This window comes from Gracilibacillus alcaliphilus, assembly GCF_016909015.1.
GTDB classification, from domain to species: Bacteria; Bacillota; Bacilli; order Bacillales; family Amphibacillaceae; genus Gracilibacillus; species Gracilibacillus alcaliphilus.
This window is the reverse complement of sequence record NZ_JAFBFA010000011.1, coordinates 15,677-31,525: the sequence shown is the minus strand read 5'-3', so window position 1 is coordinate 31,525 and position 15,849 is coordinate 15,677. Positions and strand designations below refer to the sequence as shown.

The following is a 15,849-nucleotide window of genomic DNA, read 5'->3' as shown; positions in this document are numbered from 1 at the left end:
CTATAAATATATCATACCCTATGGAAAATAACAAGCTTTATACAATTAAGCATATTCAAAAGAATAGCCGTGAAGGCAAAGATGATTACTTCACTTGTTAGTCATTTATCCGACAGATACACACATTATTTACGCATGTCAAGGCAACTACTACCTTGATGAGTACACTTGAGCCATGCTGTTTCTGGGGGAATTACTGACTGTAATTGTGATTTTCTAATCATTACCGGTATCTATTTCTATTTCTGCGTCCGTAATATAATCTTCCTTTTTCTATACCTTGTCTAGAAAAATAATGGGTAAAATCATCCGGTGACGATTTTACCCATAAACTTATCGATTATTCCTTATCATAGTCACTTGCCATTAAAACTTCTTTCGGCACATCCAAACCTTTGGAACCCCGTAAATCAACTTCTTTTTCTTCGGTTGGATAATAGATAATAAATCCTTCTGGATGAATCTGAGCTAAATACTCCGGCATTTTGTCCAGTTGTGGATGCCAGCCAATCGTTCCTTTTCTCGCACTCAATAATATTACTATATCATCCTTTAATAGTTTATCGGTATGCTGGCTCCGTAATTCATGCCAGTTCTCCACACGATAAAATACCGTATCTGGATTCGGGCGAATTTTCTTAAAGTAGGCTTCGTAATGCTCTTGCATTCCCTTAACTACCACTACCATTAAATTTGCATTCAAGCGGCTGGTAAGTATCTTCATACGTTCAATAGCTTCATAGAATCCAGGTTTATGATCAATACCAAATGGAAGAATGAGCACGATGCGCTTCACTGTTTCTAGCGGAATATCCACTCTAGTAATCAACACCGATAAGTTAGTTTCATCAACCAAACGATCCAGAATCGGACCTATTCTTGTGTTCTGATTTCGTTGTGCATTCCAGCCTATTACAACCGTATTAATGCGCTCCTCAATAATAGCCCTAGAAATACCGTGAATAATATCTTTATCTACCTTCGTCAAGATACGAATCGGAATCTCAGCACCGGCAGCATATAAATGGGCACGCCCCAGCATTCGTTCAGCTTGGGCAACCTGTTCTTTTGTTCCTTCTGCCTCTTCCCGGACCACACTTAATGGATAGATCGGCTGATCATTGGTGTGCTCTCGTTTGATCGAATTTGCTACATCAATCAACGATTCCATCGTGTTGGGATTAGCAATCGGAATCATGATCCGTTCCGGTGCATTGCCTTGTGACTGTGGAATATTTTCCTCTGTTAAAGCTTGTCTTCTAGCGAATTTTTCCACTAAGTAAGGCCCAGCAATACACGTGATTAGGATTTTAATAATAACCGCATTAACAAAGGCTTGATCTAATAAGCCAATATCATACCCGACCAGTGTTGCCGCTAGCGTGCCAGCTGCTTGAGGAACCGTTAATCCAATCATGATATTTCTCTCTGTTTTGTCATAATGATAAAGCTTGCTGACAATAATCGGTGCCAAGGCTTTACCAACCATAACAGCAACAACAATAGCTCCTGTTAGCATCCAAACCTCTGGATCAGTGAATAATATTTTCACATCCATTAACATCCCGACAGATAAAAGAAAAAAGGGAATAAACAAACCGTTGCCAACAAAACGAATTCGGTTCATCAGGGCACTGTGTTTAAGGACATAGCGATTCAATGCCAGTCCGGCTAAGAATGCCCCGATAATTGGCTGTAACCCAGCAAGGATCGCTAAAAATCCCGCTCCAAATAAGATCACCATGACAAAGGTGAAATTCGTGACACCTTCTGTTCCAAAATGGCGGAAAAACCACTTAGAAAGCAGGGGTACTACTTTTAACATAATAAAGACAAAAATGATCGTAGATACGATTAACTGTATCCAAAACTGGGCATTTACTTGTCCAGTCGTAATACCAGCTATAATTGCCAGAATAAACATGGCGAAGGAATCGGTTAACAGGGTCCCTCCAACCGCCGTTGTTACTGCCTTGTTCTTGGCAATCCCCAGCCGGCTGACAATGGGGTAAGCTAATAAGGTATGAGAGCCTAAAATAGATCCAACTAAAATAGCCGCAGACATGGAGAAATCCAACAATAAGGTAATACTCATCCCCAGAATAAATGGAATGAAGAAGCTTATAGAACCAAACACCAAGCTTCGTTTACGGTATTTCTTAAAGCCGTCAATATCCAACTCTAATCCGGCAATAAAAATAATAAATAGGAGACCAACTGCTCCTAGTAATTCAATTGTCTGGTCCCGCTCAAGCAAGTGAAAACCGTTTGGACCTACAATAACTCCTGCTAAGATCGGTCCGATAATGCCAGGTATTCGTATTTTTTGCATGAGAAGCGGTGTTAGAAAGAAAATCACCATCGCCAGTGCAAATATGATAACCGGCTCTGTTATGGGAAAAGTCATACGTTGTACCTACCAATCTTCGTAGTTGTTGAATCAGGCACTATCTCCCCATTCATAAGAAAACATGGCGAAGCTTGCACCCAAAGAAAGTTTATTTCGCTGTTTGATCGACGCAAATCTCACGGCCAACAGGCATGACTGCTGGACAAGTTTGCCCTTTACGATAACAGTATGTGCCATATAAAGTTATCTAACTGCTAAGTTTTCTAATTAAAAAAGATAAATCCTCAAAAAATATACCACAAAATGTCTTTCTTCGCACGAAAAATTTACTCCACCTGTTCCAGTAACCTCATTCGATAACAGTTCTTTGCCGTCTTCCCCAATTGGTCCAATAAATTATAATTGGCATATGCCCCTACAATGGCACCAAATCCTGGTATTAGCTGGAGCATCTTCACTAAATCGATATAATCGCGATAATCTTGTTGGAACGAGCGCCAATCCATATCTGTCAACCGTTCTCGCTCCTCTTCCCAATGTTTAATAAAATAGTAAACCTCTCTTCGCTTATCATCACTGGAGAAGGCTAATTGAAACACATGCAAAATATACAGGCGCTCTTCATAATTAGATGTATCAAATCCATAGATGGTTGCTGCTTCAAAGAGGAACTTGATCTTGATTGACAACAGTAAAGGAAAGTCAGCAAGTGCTAAGAAAAAACCGCCTGCTCCGGTGCCTGCTCCTTCGACCATCGCTGTTTTGCGATAGTTTTCCAGCTTCTCTTGTACACGTTTTTCTTGTTCTTCAAGTGATTCGAAGACAGGACTTGCTTTGCTGGTCGTCATTTCAGAACCAACGAGCGTGGTTTTTACCATTTGTTTAATCGATTCGGTGATGATTTGATGTGCTTTTTCAGGAATATGCTGATTTATTTTATCCTGTGTACGTTTGGACAATTTCTGAAACATGCTTTGTTTTTTTAAAATATCCAGTTCCCAATCTAATAATTCTTGGTAAGCTTGTTGTTCATACGCATTCATATTATTCCTCCAGTGTTAAATCGTTAAATTATAATTCATCCCGAGGTAATACCCCAGCGTTTTTAAAATTTTGGCAGAAAATAAGCAGCGCTGGGCTCCCCGACAAGTTTCCTTTTATATACGATCCAACTCTCTTTTATGCTTCACTTTCATCGTATTTATACTAAGAAAATACATATTTTCATTCATTTTGTGAAAAATAAGGAAAATAAATGCATATGGAGGTGACTGCGATTTCGTTTCTGAACGATTATTTGATTGTTGTCCTGAGAGTAGTTACTCTGCTCCCTTTATTTCTTGCAGTTGCTTTATTTATGGGCCGCCGTGCCATGGGGGAAGTACCTATCTTCGACTTCCTGGTAATCATTACCCTAGCTTCTGTTGTCGGTGCCGATATTGGCAACCCTGATATCAGCCATGGCCCGACTGTTGTAGCGATTATTTTGATTGCTCTTTTACAGAAAATTGTATCACATGTAAAGCTTTCTCATCGAAAAATAAATAAATTTATCAATTTTACTCCGACTACTGTCATATATGAGGGAATGATTCTGCATCAGCCATTGAAAAAGATTGGTTTTTCGATTGATAACCTGTTACAAATGCTGCGTGACAAGGGCATATTTGATATCCAAGAGGTACATATCGCTATTATTGAAGGAAATGGGGCATTAAGCGTATTGAAAAAACCAGAAAAACAGCTGGTCACCCTTGATAAATTACAAATTCCGCCATCACCTCCTCCTTTAACTTTTCCAGTCATCCTGGAGGGGGCTATCCATACAAAAGGACTGGAAGCTAGAAACTTGAATCAGCAATGGTTGACAGCTGAACTAGCTAAACATGGCATCACAGACAGCAGGGAAGTCTTTTTTGCCTCAGTTAATATGGCAAACGAGCTGTATGTTTCACTTTATCAGACTGTCCCCCCTGACACCCCTCCTTTGAATGGTTAGCTAAGAAAATGCAGAAATTCGCTGCGGCATTTTTATTGGGATTTTTATACGAAACCTTTCCCAGCGGTTGCAGTTGGTTCATTTTCACGCTAAACAAGGAGGGCAATCAAAGTTTTCATGGACAGCGATGTCTGCAGGACTTGTTAGTTTCAAACAACCTCTATTATTACAATTTGATTACACTTAAATAAAATAGGATTACTTTTTCAGAAATGGTGGTATGTATTACTAACCCCTTCATAATATAGCAAGTGGGAAGGTGTACCTCATCTTCCAAACTTCGTTGCAACGTTATTTTACCTTCGTAGTAAGTAGCGTTGCAGCACACCTTTGTCAACGTTTCCTAAGCCAAAATTTATAAAGGAGGAACTACCGTGAAGTGTAAAGATTGTAATGGGGAAGGTTTAATACGCTGTCCGAGTTGTTCAGGAGAAGGGTTGGATTACGGCATACACAAATGTGAATCTTGTGATGGCGAGGGAGAGATTGCTTGCTCATCATGCCAAGGTAGCGGCAAAGTAAGTATTTTGCAAAAAATTAAAAGCTAACTAAAGTGTACACCGAATCCATGGCTAAGAGCCATGGTTTTTTTTGTTGAAAAAGAATAACGATTATACTTTGGATAGCTTAAATCATTTTGCGAAACATGATATAGTGGATAGTGATAACGCAAGACTTCCATCGACAGTAGCTTCATCCTTTATCGGTGGATAACGACAATTAGTATGAGCCGTCTTATGGTCGGCTGACACCGCAATTAACTATACAGGAGCGATGCAGGAATGAATAAACAAGATATTGCTACGATCCGGAAGCAATTCAAAGTAGATAATGATAAAATGAAGGTTCACGAAATTTTTAACGTATACATTATGAAGGAATCCAGTGATATCTATCATCAACAGAGCCAGCCGTTTGAAATGCTTGATCAGGATGAAAAGGAATTATTTATGATCAATTTCAAAAAATTATTAACCGGCCAGCTGGATGAAAAGTTATTTGAATTGAAATTCCAGTCAGATGTGGAAGATTCTTCACAGCTTATTTTACATAAAGGATTATTAGCAGCAACAAATGAAGAATGGCAGCAGCAAATGCTTCTTATGGTAGAGAAAATACTGCAAGACAGGCAATATGAGATGGATGTGGTTATCACGTTTATTCATGGCGAATATGTCAAACCAATGAGAAAACATCAAGATGGTGACGAAGGCAGTCATTATGATTCGGTTTACCATCACCCATTTATCCTATGCAGTATCAATAAAACACAAGATCCTAAAAAGGAATTACAATTTGACTATATTCAAAAACAATTTAAGTACAATGTAATGGTGGATCCGATTATTAACTTGCAGGCGCCGATGGGCGGATTCCTTTTTCCATGTATTACCGACAATGCACAAGATGTCAATCGTGTATTATATGTTGCCGGTAAGGCGAATGAACCAGACGAGATGTTTATCGAGGAAGTACTGAATGCCGAGGAGACCATGACAGCTAAGGATGATAAGATTGCTTTTGAAGAGGTGGTGCGTGATGCCGTTGGACACCAATTAAACTCTTCCACCCTGGCCAATGTCTATGAAGAAATTCACCGTGTGGCAGAAGATACCGAGGAGGAAGACGTACCGACGATAGATTATAAAGACGTTGAACGAATACTAACATCCAGCGGAATAGAAGATCTCAGCACAGAAAAAGTAGAAACGGCGTTTAAAAATGTCATCGACGATACCAATTACGAATTAAAGGCACGGAATATTGTGCCAAAGTTTAACTCCAAATCCATTAAGATCAATACCAAGGTAGCTAATATTTCTGTCAGCCCGGAAGACTTACGTCATGTTCGGCAAGTACAAATGGACGGGAGACGTTATCTGATGATTGAGGTCGAAGAAGATACCGTGATTGATGGATTTACACTGATTCCAGAGGCATTTAAATAAAGCAAGTGTTTTTGGTGATAAACTTCCCCAGTGTCACCTACCTACTTTCCGATGCCGGGACAAAAGTTTAGTTGCCAAGTAAGCCTTCAAACAATAGAGCCTTTGGTTCGGATTTTTAGTAAATAAAGGCTGTCATTGAGAGGTGCAGTGGTGGAGCGTGTTTGCGGAACAAGAAGCAAGGGACAGATCTATAATTGGACCGGTCCCTTTTTCTTTGCTCCACAACTTTTCACGCTATTTCACCTAGTAAAGGAAAAAAGACGATTCGTTTCTTGCTCTAACGTTTTTGTTTTACCTCAGTCGATTTTTTTACCGTATAAAGCAGATACGAATACGTTTGCTGATCATCAGCGCCTCTGAAACGCACTTTGGAGCGGATACCCCACATGGACAAACAAGAAATGTCATACAATAAGCGACAAACGGATAACCAATTCGACTTGTTTTTCGTAAAAAGTGTCGAATATAGAAGAATAACTCTAATATAATGACATATTCAAAAGCAAATTGTTATCCATCATTTCCAGTCACCCATTTGGATATTTACCCCTTATTTAAAATTTCTTATAATTTTTTTGATCTGATTTCGAGTGGTTTCTACCTATTTAATATAAGAAGTGACAAAAAGACGATTATCCTTTTTTTTACATGCATTTACCTTTTCAATCCGTTATACTGTAAACTAGCTGGTCTTTATGAGCGTAAATTTCGGCTGTTTTATATGTAAAGGAGGAATTAATTTGTCTTTGCTGCATTGGGCTGTACTATCACCATTTCTTGTAGCTATACTTATCCCATTTCTATATAAATATATGAAAAGAATACATACAGGATGGTTTGTTTTACTCCTTCCTTTCGCACTATTTATTTATTTCTTAACTTTTCTGCCTGTCACCTCTTCTGGTGAAACCATTCTCGAGGTGCTGCCTTGGGTGCCTTCGCTTGGTATTAATTTTAGTGTTTATCTGGATGGCTTAAGCTTGCTGTTTGTTTTATTGATTACCGGAATTGGGGCGTTAGTTGTCCTATACTCGATCTATTATCTGGCAAAAGGGAAAGAAAGATTACATAACTTCTATGTGTATCTCTTGATGTTTATGGGAGCGATGCTTGGCGTTGTATTATCTGATAACCTGATCGTAGTCTATGTATTCTGGGAAGTGACCAGTATTGCCTCTTCCCTGTTAATCAGTTATTGGTACAGCCGCGAAAAATCTATTTATGGTGCCCAAAAATCAATGTATATTACTGTATTTGGCGGGCTCTCTATGCTAGGTGGATTTTCACTGTTATACGTGATCACCGGCACCTTCAGCATCCGCGAATTAGTTGCCAATGCCGACCTCATTATAACAAGCGGGCTATTCCTGCCTGCGATGATCTTAGTATTATTAGGAGCCTTTACAAAATCAGCCCAGTTTCCATTCCACATTTGGCTGCCAGATGCGATGGAAGCTCCGACACCTGTTAGTGCCTACCTGCATTCAGCTACCATGGTAAAGGCCGGGATCTATTTAGTGGCTCGGTTAACAGGCGTATTTGGCGGCACACCGGAATGGTTCTGGATCATTACCATTGCTGGTCTCACCACTCTTTTATGGGGCTCTGTCTCTGCCGTTCGACAAAAGGATTTAAAGGGTATACTCGCCTTCTCGACTGTTAGTCAGCTAGGATTAATTATGAGTCTGCTTGGTGTTGGTTCTGCTGCCTTTTATTTTCAAGATGGCGATAATGCCTTATATAAAACGGCGATCTTAGCTGCCGTCTTTCATTTAATCAACCATGCCACCTTTAAAGGCAGCCTGTTTATGGCAGTTGGCATTATTGACCATGAAACTGGGACGAGAGATATCCGTAAGTTGGGTGGTTTGATGACAATAATGCCAGTGACTGCCACGATCTCCCTTGTCGGTCTTGCCTCAATGGCTGGACTGCCGCCGTTTAATGGCTTTCTCAGTAAGGAGTTATTCTTTACCGGGATGTTAAATGTGCTGGATTACGGCATCTTTCACCTAGAAACATTTGGATTGATTATTCCGATCGTCGCCTGGGTGGCTAGTGTATTTACCTTCTTATACTGTCTGATTATGTTCTTCCGTACCTTTACCGGCAAATTTGATATCAGCAAATTGAAGGTAAAACATGTCCATGAGGCACCTGTCGGGATGTTAATCAGCCCAGTTGTATTAGGTTTGCTTGTGATCATCATCGGGTTATTCCCTGGTATTCTTGCCTATTCGATTATTGCACCAGCCATTTCTGCGATTCTGCCGGGTATCTTAGCCGCTGGCGAGCAGTTTGATGTGCATATCTATCATTGGCATGGATTTCAGCCAGAGTTATGGATGACAATTGGCGTGATTATCTTAGGCGTGCTGCTCTTCCTCACCTTTAGGAAATGGGAAAACTCTGCCTTTTACCGCGGGGAAAGAGACTTGTTCAATTATGGCTATGACTATGGTTATGACGGATTGATTAAAGGCTCTCAATGGTTGACTCGTATACAAATGACAGGGAGACTGCGTGATTATTTTATTTATATGTGTGCTTTTATTATCCTGCTGATGGGTTATACAATGTACCGCTACAACCTGCCGGACATTGGCTCACTCGATTTATCACCGATTCCGCCTTTTATGTGGCTGATCTTTATCGTATTCATTAGTTCGGTGGTTGTCATACCGTTCTTGCAGAATCGTGTGGCTGTTATTGTAGTTACCGGGGTAACCGGCTTTATAGTAGCCTTGTTTTTCGTAATCTTCCGGGCTCCTGATTTGGCTTTAACTCAGTTACTTGTTGAAACGGTAACCGTTATTCTGTTCATGTTGGTTTTCTATCATCTACCAAAGCTCCAAAAGGAAAAGACAGCCATTGGAATAAAACTAGTTAAATTACTGATTGCGGGCGGATTCGGCCTGATGATGACCATTATTTCACTTAGTGCTTTTTCATTAGGACAAGAAGCGAACTTCCCTTCTATCGCAGAGTTTTTCATCGAAAACTCTAAAGAAGAGGCAGGAGGGTATAATGTCGTCAATGTGATCTTAGTTGATTTCCGTGGACTGGATACAATGTTAGAAGCCCTTGTGGTCGCAATTGCCACACTGTCAGTAATTAGTTTGATTAAGTTACGGTTCAAAGGGAGGGAGGATGTATGAAGCCAATAAAACCAAATGACATGATGCTGCAAACCTTAGCACGGTTGATTATCTTAGTTGTTCTGTCCTTCTCTATCTATCTATTACTGGCTGGGCATAACAACCCGGGCGGTGGGTTTATTGGTGGACTGATGACTTCCAGTGCCATATTGATTCTATATGTAGCCTTTGATATGAAGACAATCAAAAAGGCGATTCCGATTGATTTCGTCAAAATAATCGGAATCGGATTACTTTTTGCCAGTCTGACCGGGGTAGTATCGATGCTGTTCGGATATCCTTATCTAAAACAATTTTTTGATTATTTTACCATACCGATTCTTGGCGAAGTAGAGTTAACAACTGCCCTGCCCTTTGATTTAGGTGTATACTTCGTCGTGGTTGGCAGTGCACTAACAATTATTTTAACGATCGCAGAGGATGATAAATAATGGAAGTATTGATGGCGATTATGATTGGGATTATTTTTATGGTGAGCATTTACTTGATGATGTCTCGTAATCTGCTTCGGGTAGCAGTGGCGACCTTATTATTATCACATGGTGTTCATCTGCTGCTGCTTACAATGCCTGGCTTGCAAAGAGGGGACGCTCCCATCTTAAGTTTTGCCGCTGATGCCTATACTGACCCATTGCCGCATGCATTGATCTTAACGGCAATTGTGATTAGTTTTGCCGTTACATCCTTGCTCTTAGTAATGGCTTACCGCACCTATAAAGTGCACAAGACAGATGATTTAGAAGATTTAAGGGGTTCTGCTGATGAATAATCTAATTATTTTACCGATTGTCATTCCATTTATAATCGGAGCGATATTGATTTTACTTGCAAAAAGGATAACAGCACAGCGAATACTTAGTGGTATCACTATGTCATTCCTGTTGACTCTTTCCATCTATCTGGCTGTCATCGTCTATCTGCACGGAACGATTGTGTTAGAAGTTGGGAACTGGGAGGCACCTTTTGGTATTGTAATTGTAGCTGATTTACTTTCTACCTTTATGCTGCTCCTATCCAATTTAGTAGGTACAATCTGTCTGTTCTTTGCCTTTCAGACAGTGGCTGAGACACGGGAAAAGCAATTCTTCTACCCTTTATACCTATTCTTAATGATTGGTGTAAACGGCGCCTTTCTTACCGGCGACTTATTTAATTTATTTGTCTTCTTTGAAGTAATGCTGATTGCTTCTTATGGGTTAATTGTCCATGGCGGCACAGGTTATCAGCTGAGAGAATCATTTAAATATGTCATTATTAACATCTTTGCTTCTGCTCTGTTTATTGCGGCCATCGCCTGGATTTATGCCATTACTGGCACCATGAATATGGCTCATATTGCAGAACGGGTGGCAGAACTGGATCAAGCAGGTGCCCTTAACTTTGTTGCGATGCTATTATTTGTGGTCTTTGCTTCTAAAGGTGCCTTATTTCCGTTATATTTTTGGCTGCCTCGATCTTACTTTGGTCCGCCGGCGGCAATTGCAGCCCTTTTTGGCGGTCTGTTGACCAAGGTCGGTATCTATGCCATTATTCGCACCTTTACGCTTATGTTTAACCATGATATCGGCTTTACACATAAGGAACTGATTGTAACCATTGCCGGTTTTACCATGCTATTTGGGGTATTAGGTGCAGTCTCACAATTTGATTTCAAACGAATTCTTTCTTACCATATTATTAGTCAGGTTGGTTATATGGTGATGGGACTCGGTATTTTTACTCCGCTGGCTGTTGCAGGCGCCATTTATTATATCGCCCATCATATGATTGTAAAAACAGCGCTGTTCTTATTCGCCGGGGTGACAGAACGCATTACAGGAACAACTGATCTTAAGAAAATGGGCGGACTGCTGGGAACTCATCCTTGGCTGGCATGGTTTTTCTTTATTACGGCTGTTTCATTAGCAGGAATTCCGCCATTGAGTGGATTCTTTAGTAAATTTCCGATTATATTATCTGGTTTTGAGGAAGGACAATATGTCATTGCCGGAGTCGCCTTATTAGTCGGTTTACTGACTCTGTTCTCGATGATAAAAATATTCAGCTACGCCTTCTGGGGTAAGCAAAAGCATACCAAGGAGCAAGCCAGTGTTCCAGTGAGGAAACTGTTGCTTCCTATCTTTCCACTAGTGGCGTTAGCCATTATTTTAGGTTTTGCAGCGGAACCGATCTTTACCTACTCACTAGAGGTGGCAGAAGATATTATGGATCCCGCTAACTATATCGATTCTGTACTTAAGGAGTAGTTATTATGGCTTTTCAAATGCTGATAAATGTCTTAATTGCCGTACTGTGGATGTTTCTGCATAATGAATATACCTTTGCCACTTTTTTTGCCGGGTATATTATTGGGATTATCATCTTGTTTATTATTCGCCGCTTCCTGATGTTTGATTTCTACATAAACAGAGTGTGGGCCGCGATCAAATTAATCTGCTTATTCTTTATAGAGCTGATTAAGGCTAATATCGATGTGGTCAAGGTTGTGTTAAACCCTAAACAAAACCATCAGCCTGGTATTGTTGCTGTAAAAACCAAGTTAGAATCTGATTTTGAAATTTCTATCTTGGCAGCCTTGATCACGCTGACACCGGGAACTATTTCAATGGATTTCTCGTCAGACAGTAAAACAATCTATGTACATGCGATTGACGTACCTGATAAACAAGCGATGATTAGGGATATTCAGGAATCCTTCGAAAAGGCGATTATGGAGGTGACAAAGTAATGTTTGATACAGTGCTGATTATTGCCTTATGTGTATTATCATTTGGACTTCTGCTGCTGTTTATTCGATTATTGCTTGGTCCTTCTATTCAGGATAAAATTCTTGCCCTAGATGCGATTGGTGTATTACTTGCCGGCATAATCGGAATTTTTATGATTTTACAGAATACTACAGTATTTTCTGATATCGTATTAGTCCTAACAATCCTCGGCTTTGTCGGAACCTTGACTCTCTCGAAATTCCTAGAAAGAGGTGTAGTCATTGAACGTGATGATTGATATAGTGGTCTTAGCATTTGTTATTATCGGTGTCTTCTTCGCCGTTGTCAGTGCGATTGGCATCTTGCGGCTCAAAGATGTATACAGCCGGGCGCACGCCTCTGGAAAAAGTGCCACCTTAGGCGTGATCTTTATTATGTTAGCTGTCTTTATCCATTTTCTGTCACAAGGAGATTTGAACGCAAAAATTCTGCTAGCGATTCTGTTCTTATTCCTTACAGCTCCTGTAGCTAGTCTGTTCTTGGCGCGTTCTGCCTATCGCAATGGGGTGAAACTAGCCAAAAATACAGTTGTCGATGATTTAAAAAAAATGTACGATAAACAGCAATAATAAAAGGAAAAACCCCTGTGAATCCGAGTTTTATCAAATACTCGGCTATTCACAGGGGTTTTGATAGGAGTCTAGTAATCTCCGTGTATATTCAGTCTAGCTACTTATTTGAAATACACTTCGTCTCCAGGATAAATCAAATCCGGATTTGGAAATTGATTGATTTCCTGCAGTGTCGTCCATAAGTAATTATATTGCAGCCCAATTTCAAATAGCGTATCTCCAGACTTTACTGTATACATCATTTCTTTTGACTGACCTTGTTCTTCTGACTGATTTTTGCTGATTGCTCCTCCGCCAAATTCAATTCCTGCAGCTTCGGCGATGATTTTAGGTAAATCGGTATTATCAAGGGAGCCTGAAAATTGGTCAGCTCCTGGACCATATGCGTAGACAGGAATATCCACTCCTGTATGATTCGTGCTTGTCCATCCAACATTGGCCTTCGAACTGATTACTGTATTGATAGCCATCTTAGGATCTTCCGCTTCCTGAATCGATTGAATTTCTTCTTCTGACAATTCCATCTCCGTATATTTACTTACGACTTCATTAGCGTTGGATCGATCTTCATTTAACTCTTCTGCGATATTCGCACCGATTGCCGTTACACTTTGAAGCAGCTCTGGGTTGGCCGTTCCTGAACCATTGGCACCTACAGTCATACCACCTGTTTCATGATCTCCACCAATAACAACTAATGTATTACCGTCTTCTTCAGCGAAATCAACTGCTGCTTGTACTGCTTCTTCAAAGGCGCCTACATCTGTCATCGCCCATGCTGCATCATTATCGTGTCCTGCCCAGTCAATCTGACTTCCTTCTACCATAAGGAAAAAGCCATCTTCATCTTTTTTTAGTGTATCAATAGCCGTTTGTGTCATTTCTGCAAGACTTGGTTCTTCATCTGTATTGCGGTGTAATTCAGGTGACATAGCCTCATCGGCGAACAAGCCTAGTAATTTTTCGCTGTCTAGATCGATATCTGCCTCAAGTAATTGATTGCGATTTTCGATGAGCTGATATCCTTGCTCTTCTGCCTGCTGGAGTACATTTGCTTCTGCTTGATTCCCACCTTCTGATTCTGGAAGGAAATTATTTTTCCCGCCTCCTAGTAAAACATCAATCTCGTTGTCTATTAATTGCTGGGCAATCTCTGGTTCCTTGTTCCGATCATCTACATGAGCTCCAAATGCTGCTGGAGTTGCATGGGTAATAGTGGAAGTAGCAACAAGTCCTGTTGACATATCCTTATCCTGCGAAGCTTCTAGAATTGTCTGCTGCGGATTACCTTCTGGATCCAATCCAATCATGCCATTATTAGTTTTTACACCTGTTGACATTGCCGTACCTGCAGCTGCAGAGTCGGTAATATTAGAATCAGCAGAATATGTAGTATACATCCCTTTCAAATGATCATCCCAGGCTGCATCCTCTCCCTTAAAATGCCGATAATTCGTTGCATAATCAGCATTAAAACCGTCCGGAATCATATAAATGATATTTCTCGCTTTCCCCCCATTATCATCAATGTTATTCACTTGACTATTTCCATCTGCACTGGCCGCTATCGTGCTAACTCCTGAAAAAAACAGACTTGCACTTAACGCAATCACTCCAAGCTTTTTTATCATTCCATCATCCTCCTTGAGATTTAATCTAACCCCATTGTAGGTGGAAAACTTTAACTGAGGATAAATAGAATGTAAATAGTATGTAATTTTCTTTATTACTACTCAAGACTTTAGTCATGCAGATGGGCTTTTTTTGTCCATCATTTCCGTTATGACGGACAAAACTTGGCGCTCCTGGCGCTTTTTGTCCGTCATTTCCTGCTAGCCTACCTGCTTCACTAACCCACTTATCCTCCAATCATGATAATGTTATATCACCATGCCACTTTTCCCATTACTACCGCATGATTGGCACCTGTTGCGCCAGGAATTGTGTTATGTCGTTGCTGGAGACATTGATATCCTAAGACAGCAAAAGCTACGGCTTCCTTCGAGTCTGGATTTACCTGTTCATCATAGGCAGGCTGCAACTGGGTGCCTTCTGCATGATAGACTAGCCGCTTCATTAATGTCTGATTATGAGCACCTCCGCCACTGACAATAATTTCATCGATCTCTCCATGTGATTGAATCGCCTTCATAATCGTGACTGCTGTTAGCTCTGTAATCGTCATTAATCGATCCGCTTCCTTTATCCCTTGTTGCTTCCCATCATTCCATAGTCTTTCTGCATAGGCCTCTCCAAACATCTCTCTTCCCGTCGTCTTCGGTATCGATTGTTGAAAATAGCTGTGCTGCAGTAACTTGGACAGCCAAGGATAATTAATCTGTCCTTTGGCAGCAAGCTGGCCGTCTTTATCATAGGTTTGTGTATATTCTGTCAGCCGTTTAACAAAGGCATCAATCAACATATTTCCCGGTCCTGTATCATAAGCCAGTACCTGGTCTTCCGCTCCCCCTTTTGGCAGCAGCGTAATATTAGCAATCCCTCCGATATTCAACAAAACCTTTGTTACTTCTTTGCTGGCATATAACAGATAATCTACATAAGGAACCAATGGAGCCCCTTGTCCGCCGGCAGCCATATCTCTCGTCCGAAAATCGCCGACCGTTGTTATTCCTGTCCGCTCTGCTATCACACTAATATCTCCAATTTGTAAAGTGGAAGGTACTTGGTAAACAGCACCGTCTTCCTCCACAACCGGTTCATGATATATCGTCTGACCGTGGCTGCCAATCAAAGCAATCTCCTCTCGCTTCATAGCCACTGACTGGATCAGCTGAATCGCGGCTTCTGCGAACAATTCTCCCAAATACATATTCATTCTTGATATCCGCTCTACTGTAGCTGTTTCTGGCTGACATAGCAGGAAGAGTTCTTCTTGCATTTCCGCAGTATAATCAATCGACAGATAACCCAACTGTACTACTTGTAGCTGTCCAGCATGGTCTGTCACCTTGATTAAGGCTGCGTCAATCCCGTCTAAAGATGTCCCTGACATTAAACCGATGGCATAGCTTACATGGTTCGTCATTCTAATA

At 40.7% G+C, this 15,849-nt stretch carries 13 protein-coding genes; 9 read left to right on the top strand and 4 right to left on the bottom strand.

The genetic code is table 11. From position 1 onward, the window contains the following. Positions 1–340 precede the first annotated feature (340 nt). Both JOD18_RS10065 and JOD18_RS10060 read right to left on the bottom strand, forming a co-directional pair. A complete protein-coding gene (locus tag JOD18_RS10065) occupies positions 341–2,407 on the bottom strand; it encodes a cation:proton antiporter (RefSeq protein WP_204668899.1) in 2,067 nt (688 codons plus the stop codon). A gap of 269 nt (positions 2,408–2,676) precedes the next feature. After that, positions 2,677–3,393 (bottom strand): EcsC family protein, encoded by a 717-nt coding sequence (locus tag JOD18_RS10060; RefSeq protein WP_204668898.1) that lies wholly within the window; start codon positions 3,391–3,393, stop codon positions 2,677–2,679. 212 nt (positions 3,394–3,605) lie between these two features. On the opposite strand from JOD18_RS10060, the gene JOD18_RS10055 reads away from it, so the two are divergent. The 9 genes from JOD18_RS10055 to mnhG all read left to right on the top strand — a co-directional run bounded on the left by JOD18_RS10055 (position 3,606) and on the right by mnhG (position 12,793). Further along, a complete protein-coding gene (locus JOD18_RS10055) occupies positions 3,606–4,349 on the top strand; it encodes a DUF421 domain-containing protein (RefSeq protein ID WP_239588047.1) in 744 nt (247 codons plus the stop codon). 782 nt (positions 4,350–5,131) lie between these two features. Beyond that, on the top strand, positions 5,132–6,298 hold the full coding sequence (locus JOD18_RS10050) for a DUF4317 domain-containing protein (protein ID WP_204668897.1): 1,167 nt from the start codon (positions 5,132–5,134) through the stop codon (positions 6,296–6,298). A gap of 740 nt (positions 6,299–7,038) precedes the next feature. Then, a complete protein-coding gene (locus JOD18_RS10045) occupies positions 7,039–9,456 on the top strand; it encodes a Na+/H+ antiporter subunit A (RefSeq protein WP_204668896.1) in 2,418 nt (805 codons plus the stop codon). Next, complete coding sequence (locus tag JOD18_RS10040; RefSeq protein WP_204668895.1) at positions 9,453–9,887, top strand: Na(+)/H(+) antiporter subunit B; 435 nt, start codon at positions 9,453–9,455, stop codon at positions 9,885–9,887. The genes JOD18_RS10045 and JOD18_RS10040 overlap by 4 nt, the downstream gene beginning before the upstream one ends. Further along, positions 9,887–10,225 (top strand): Na(+)/H(+) antiporter subunit C, encoded by a 339-nt coding sequence (locus JOD18_RS10035; RefSeq protein ID WP_204668894.1) that lies wholly within the window; start codon positions 9,887–9,889, stop codon positions 10,223–10,225. The genes JOD18_RS10040 and JOD18_RS10035 overlap by 1 nt, the downstream gene beginning before the upstream one ends. Then, positions 10,218–11,702: a Na+/H+ antiporter subunit D gene (locus JOD18_RS10030; protein WP_204668893.1), complete on the top strand. Its 1,485-nt coding sequence runs from the start codon at positions 10,218–10,220 to the stop codon at positions 11,700–11,702. Before JOD18_RS10035 ends, JOD18_RS10030 begins: the two co-directional genes overlap by 8 nt. A 5-nt stretch (positions 11,703–11,707) precedes the next feature. Then, on the top strand, positions 11,708–12,184 hold the full coding sequence (locus JOD18_RS10025) for a Na+/H+ antiporter subunit E (protein ID WP_204668892.1): 477 nt from the start codon (positions 11,708–11,710) through the stop codon (positions 12,182–12,184). Beyond that, a complete protein-coding gene (locus tag JOD18_RS10020) occupies positions 12,184–12,462 on the top strand; it encodes a Na(+)/H(+) antiporter subunit F1 (protein ID WP_204668891.1) in 279 nt (92 codons plus the stop codon). The genes JOD18_RS10025 and JOD18_RS10020 overlap by 1 nt, the downstream gene beginning before the upstream one ends. Further along, the gene (gene mnhG / locus JOD18_RS10015; protein WP_204668984.1) at positions 12,455–12,793 is read left to right on the top strand and encodes a monovalent cation/H(+) antiporter subunit G; all 339 of its coding nucleotides are present in this window, start codon (positions 12,455–12,457) and stop codon (positions 12,791–12,793) included. Before JOD18_RS10020 ends, mnhG begins: the two co-directional genes overlap by 8 nt. Before the next feature lie 104 nt (positions 12,794–12,897). On the opposite strand, the gene JOD18_RS10010 is transcribed toward mnhG, so the two are convergent. Together JOD18_RS10010 and JOD18_RS10005 are read right to left on the bottom strand one after the other, a co-directional pair. Continuing rightward, positions 12,898–14,427 carry an alkaline phosphatase gene (locus tag JOD18_RS10010; protein ID WP_204668890.1) on the bottom strand — a complete coding sequence of 510 codons (1,530 nt, stop codon included), beginning with the start codon at positions 14,425–14,427 and terminating at the stop codon, positions 12,898–12,900. 254 nt (positions 14,428–14,681) lie between these two features. Further along, a complete protein-coding gene (locus JOD18_RS10005) occupies positions 14,682–15,842 on the bottom strand; it encodes an anhydro-N-acetylmuramic acid kinase (RefSeq protein WP_204668889.1) in 1,161 nt (386 codons plus the stop codon). Positions 15,843–15,849 lie beyond the last annotated feature (7 nt).

Excerpts from the sequence above, each read along its gene's own strand:
- JOD18_RS10065 (WP_204668899.1), bottom strand. The coding sequence starts at position 2,407 with ATGACTTTTCCCATAACAGAGCCGGTTATCATATTTGCACTGGCGATG.
- JOD18_RS10060 (WP_204668898.1), bottom strand. The coding sequence starts at position 3,393 with ATGAATGCGTATGAACAACAAGCTTACCAAGAATTATTAGATTGGGAA.
- JOD18_RS10055 (WP_239588047.1), top strand. The coding sequence starts at position 3,606 with ATGCATATGGAGGTGACTGCGATTTCGTTTCTGAACGATTATTTGATT.
- JOD18_RS10050 (WP_204668897.1), top strand. The coding sequence starts at position 5,132 with ATGAATAAACAAGATATTGCTACGATCCGGAAGCAATTCAAAGTAGAT.
- JOD18_RS10040 (WP_204668895.1), top strand. The coding sequence starts at position 9,453 with ATGAAGCCAATAAAACCAAATGACATGATGCTGCAAACCTTAGCACGG.
- JOD18_RS10035 (WP_204668894.1), top strand. The coding sequence starts at position 9,887 with ATGGAAGTATTGATGGCGATTATGATTGGGATTATTTTTATGGTGAGC.
- JOD18_RS10030 (WP_204668893.1), top strand. The coding sequence starts at position 10,218 with ATGAATAATCTAATTATTTTACCGATTGTCATTCCATTTATAATCGGA.
- JOD18_RS10025 (WP_204668892.1), top strand. The coding sequence starts at position 11,708 with ATGGCTTTTCAAATGCTGATAAATGTCTTAATTGCCGTACTGTGGATG.
- JOD18_RS10020 (WP_204668891.1), top strand. The coding sequence starts at position 12,184 with ATGTTTGATACAGTGCTGATTATTGCCTTATGTGTATTATCATTTGGA.
- mnhG (WP_204668984.1), top strand. The coding sequence starts at position 12,455 with ATGATTGATATAGTGGTCTTAGCATTTGTTATTATCGGTGTCTTCTTC.
- JOD18_RS10010 (WP_204668890.1), bottom strand. The coding sequence starts at position 14,427 with ATGATAAAAAAGCTTGGAGTGATTGCGTTAAGTGCAAGTCTGTTTTTT.
- JOD18_RS10005 (WP_204668889.1), bottom strand. The coding sequence starts at position 15,842 with ATGACGAACCATGTAAGCTATGCCATCGGTTTAATGTCAGGGACATCT.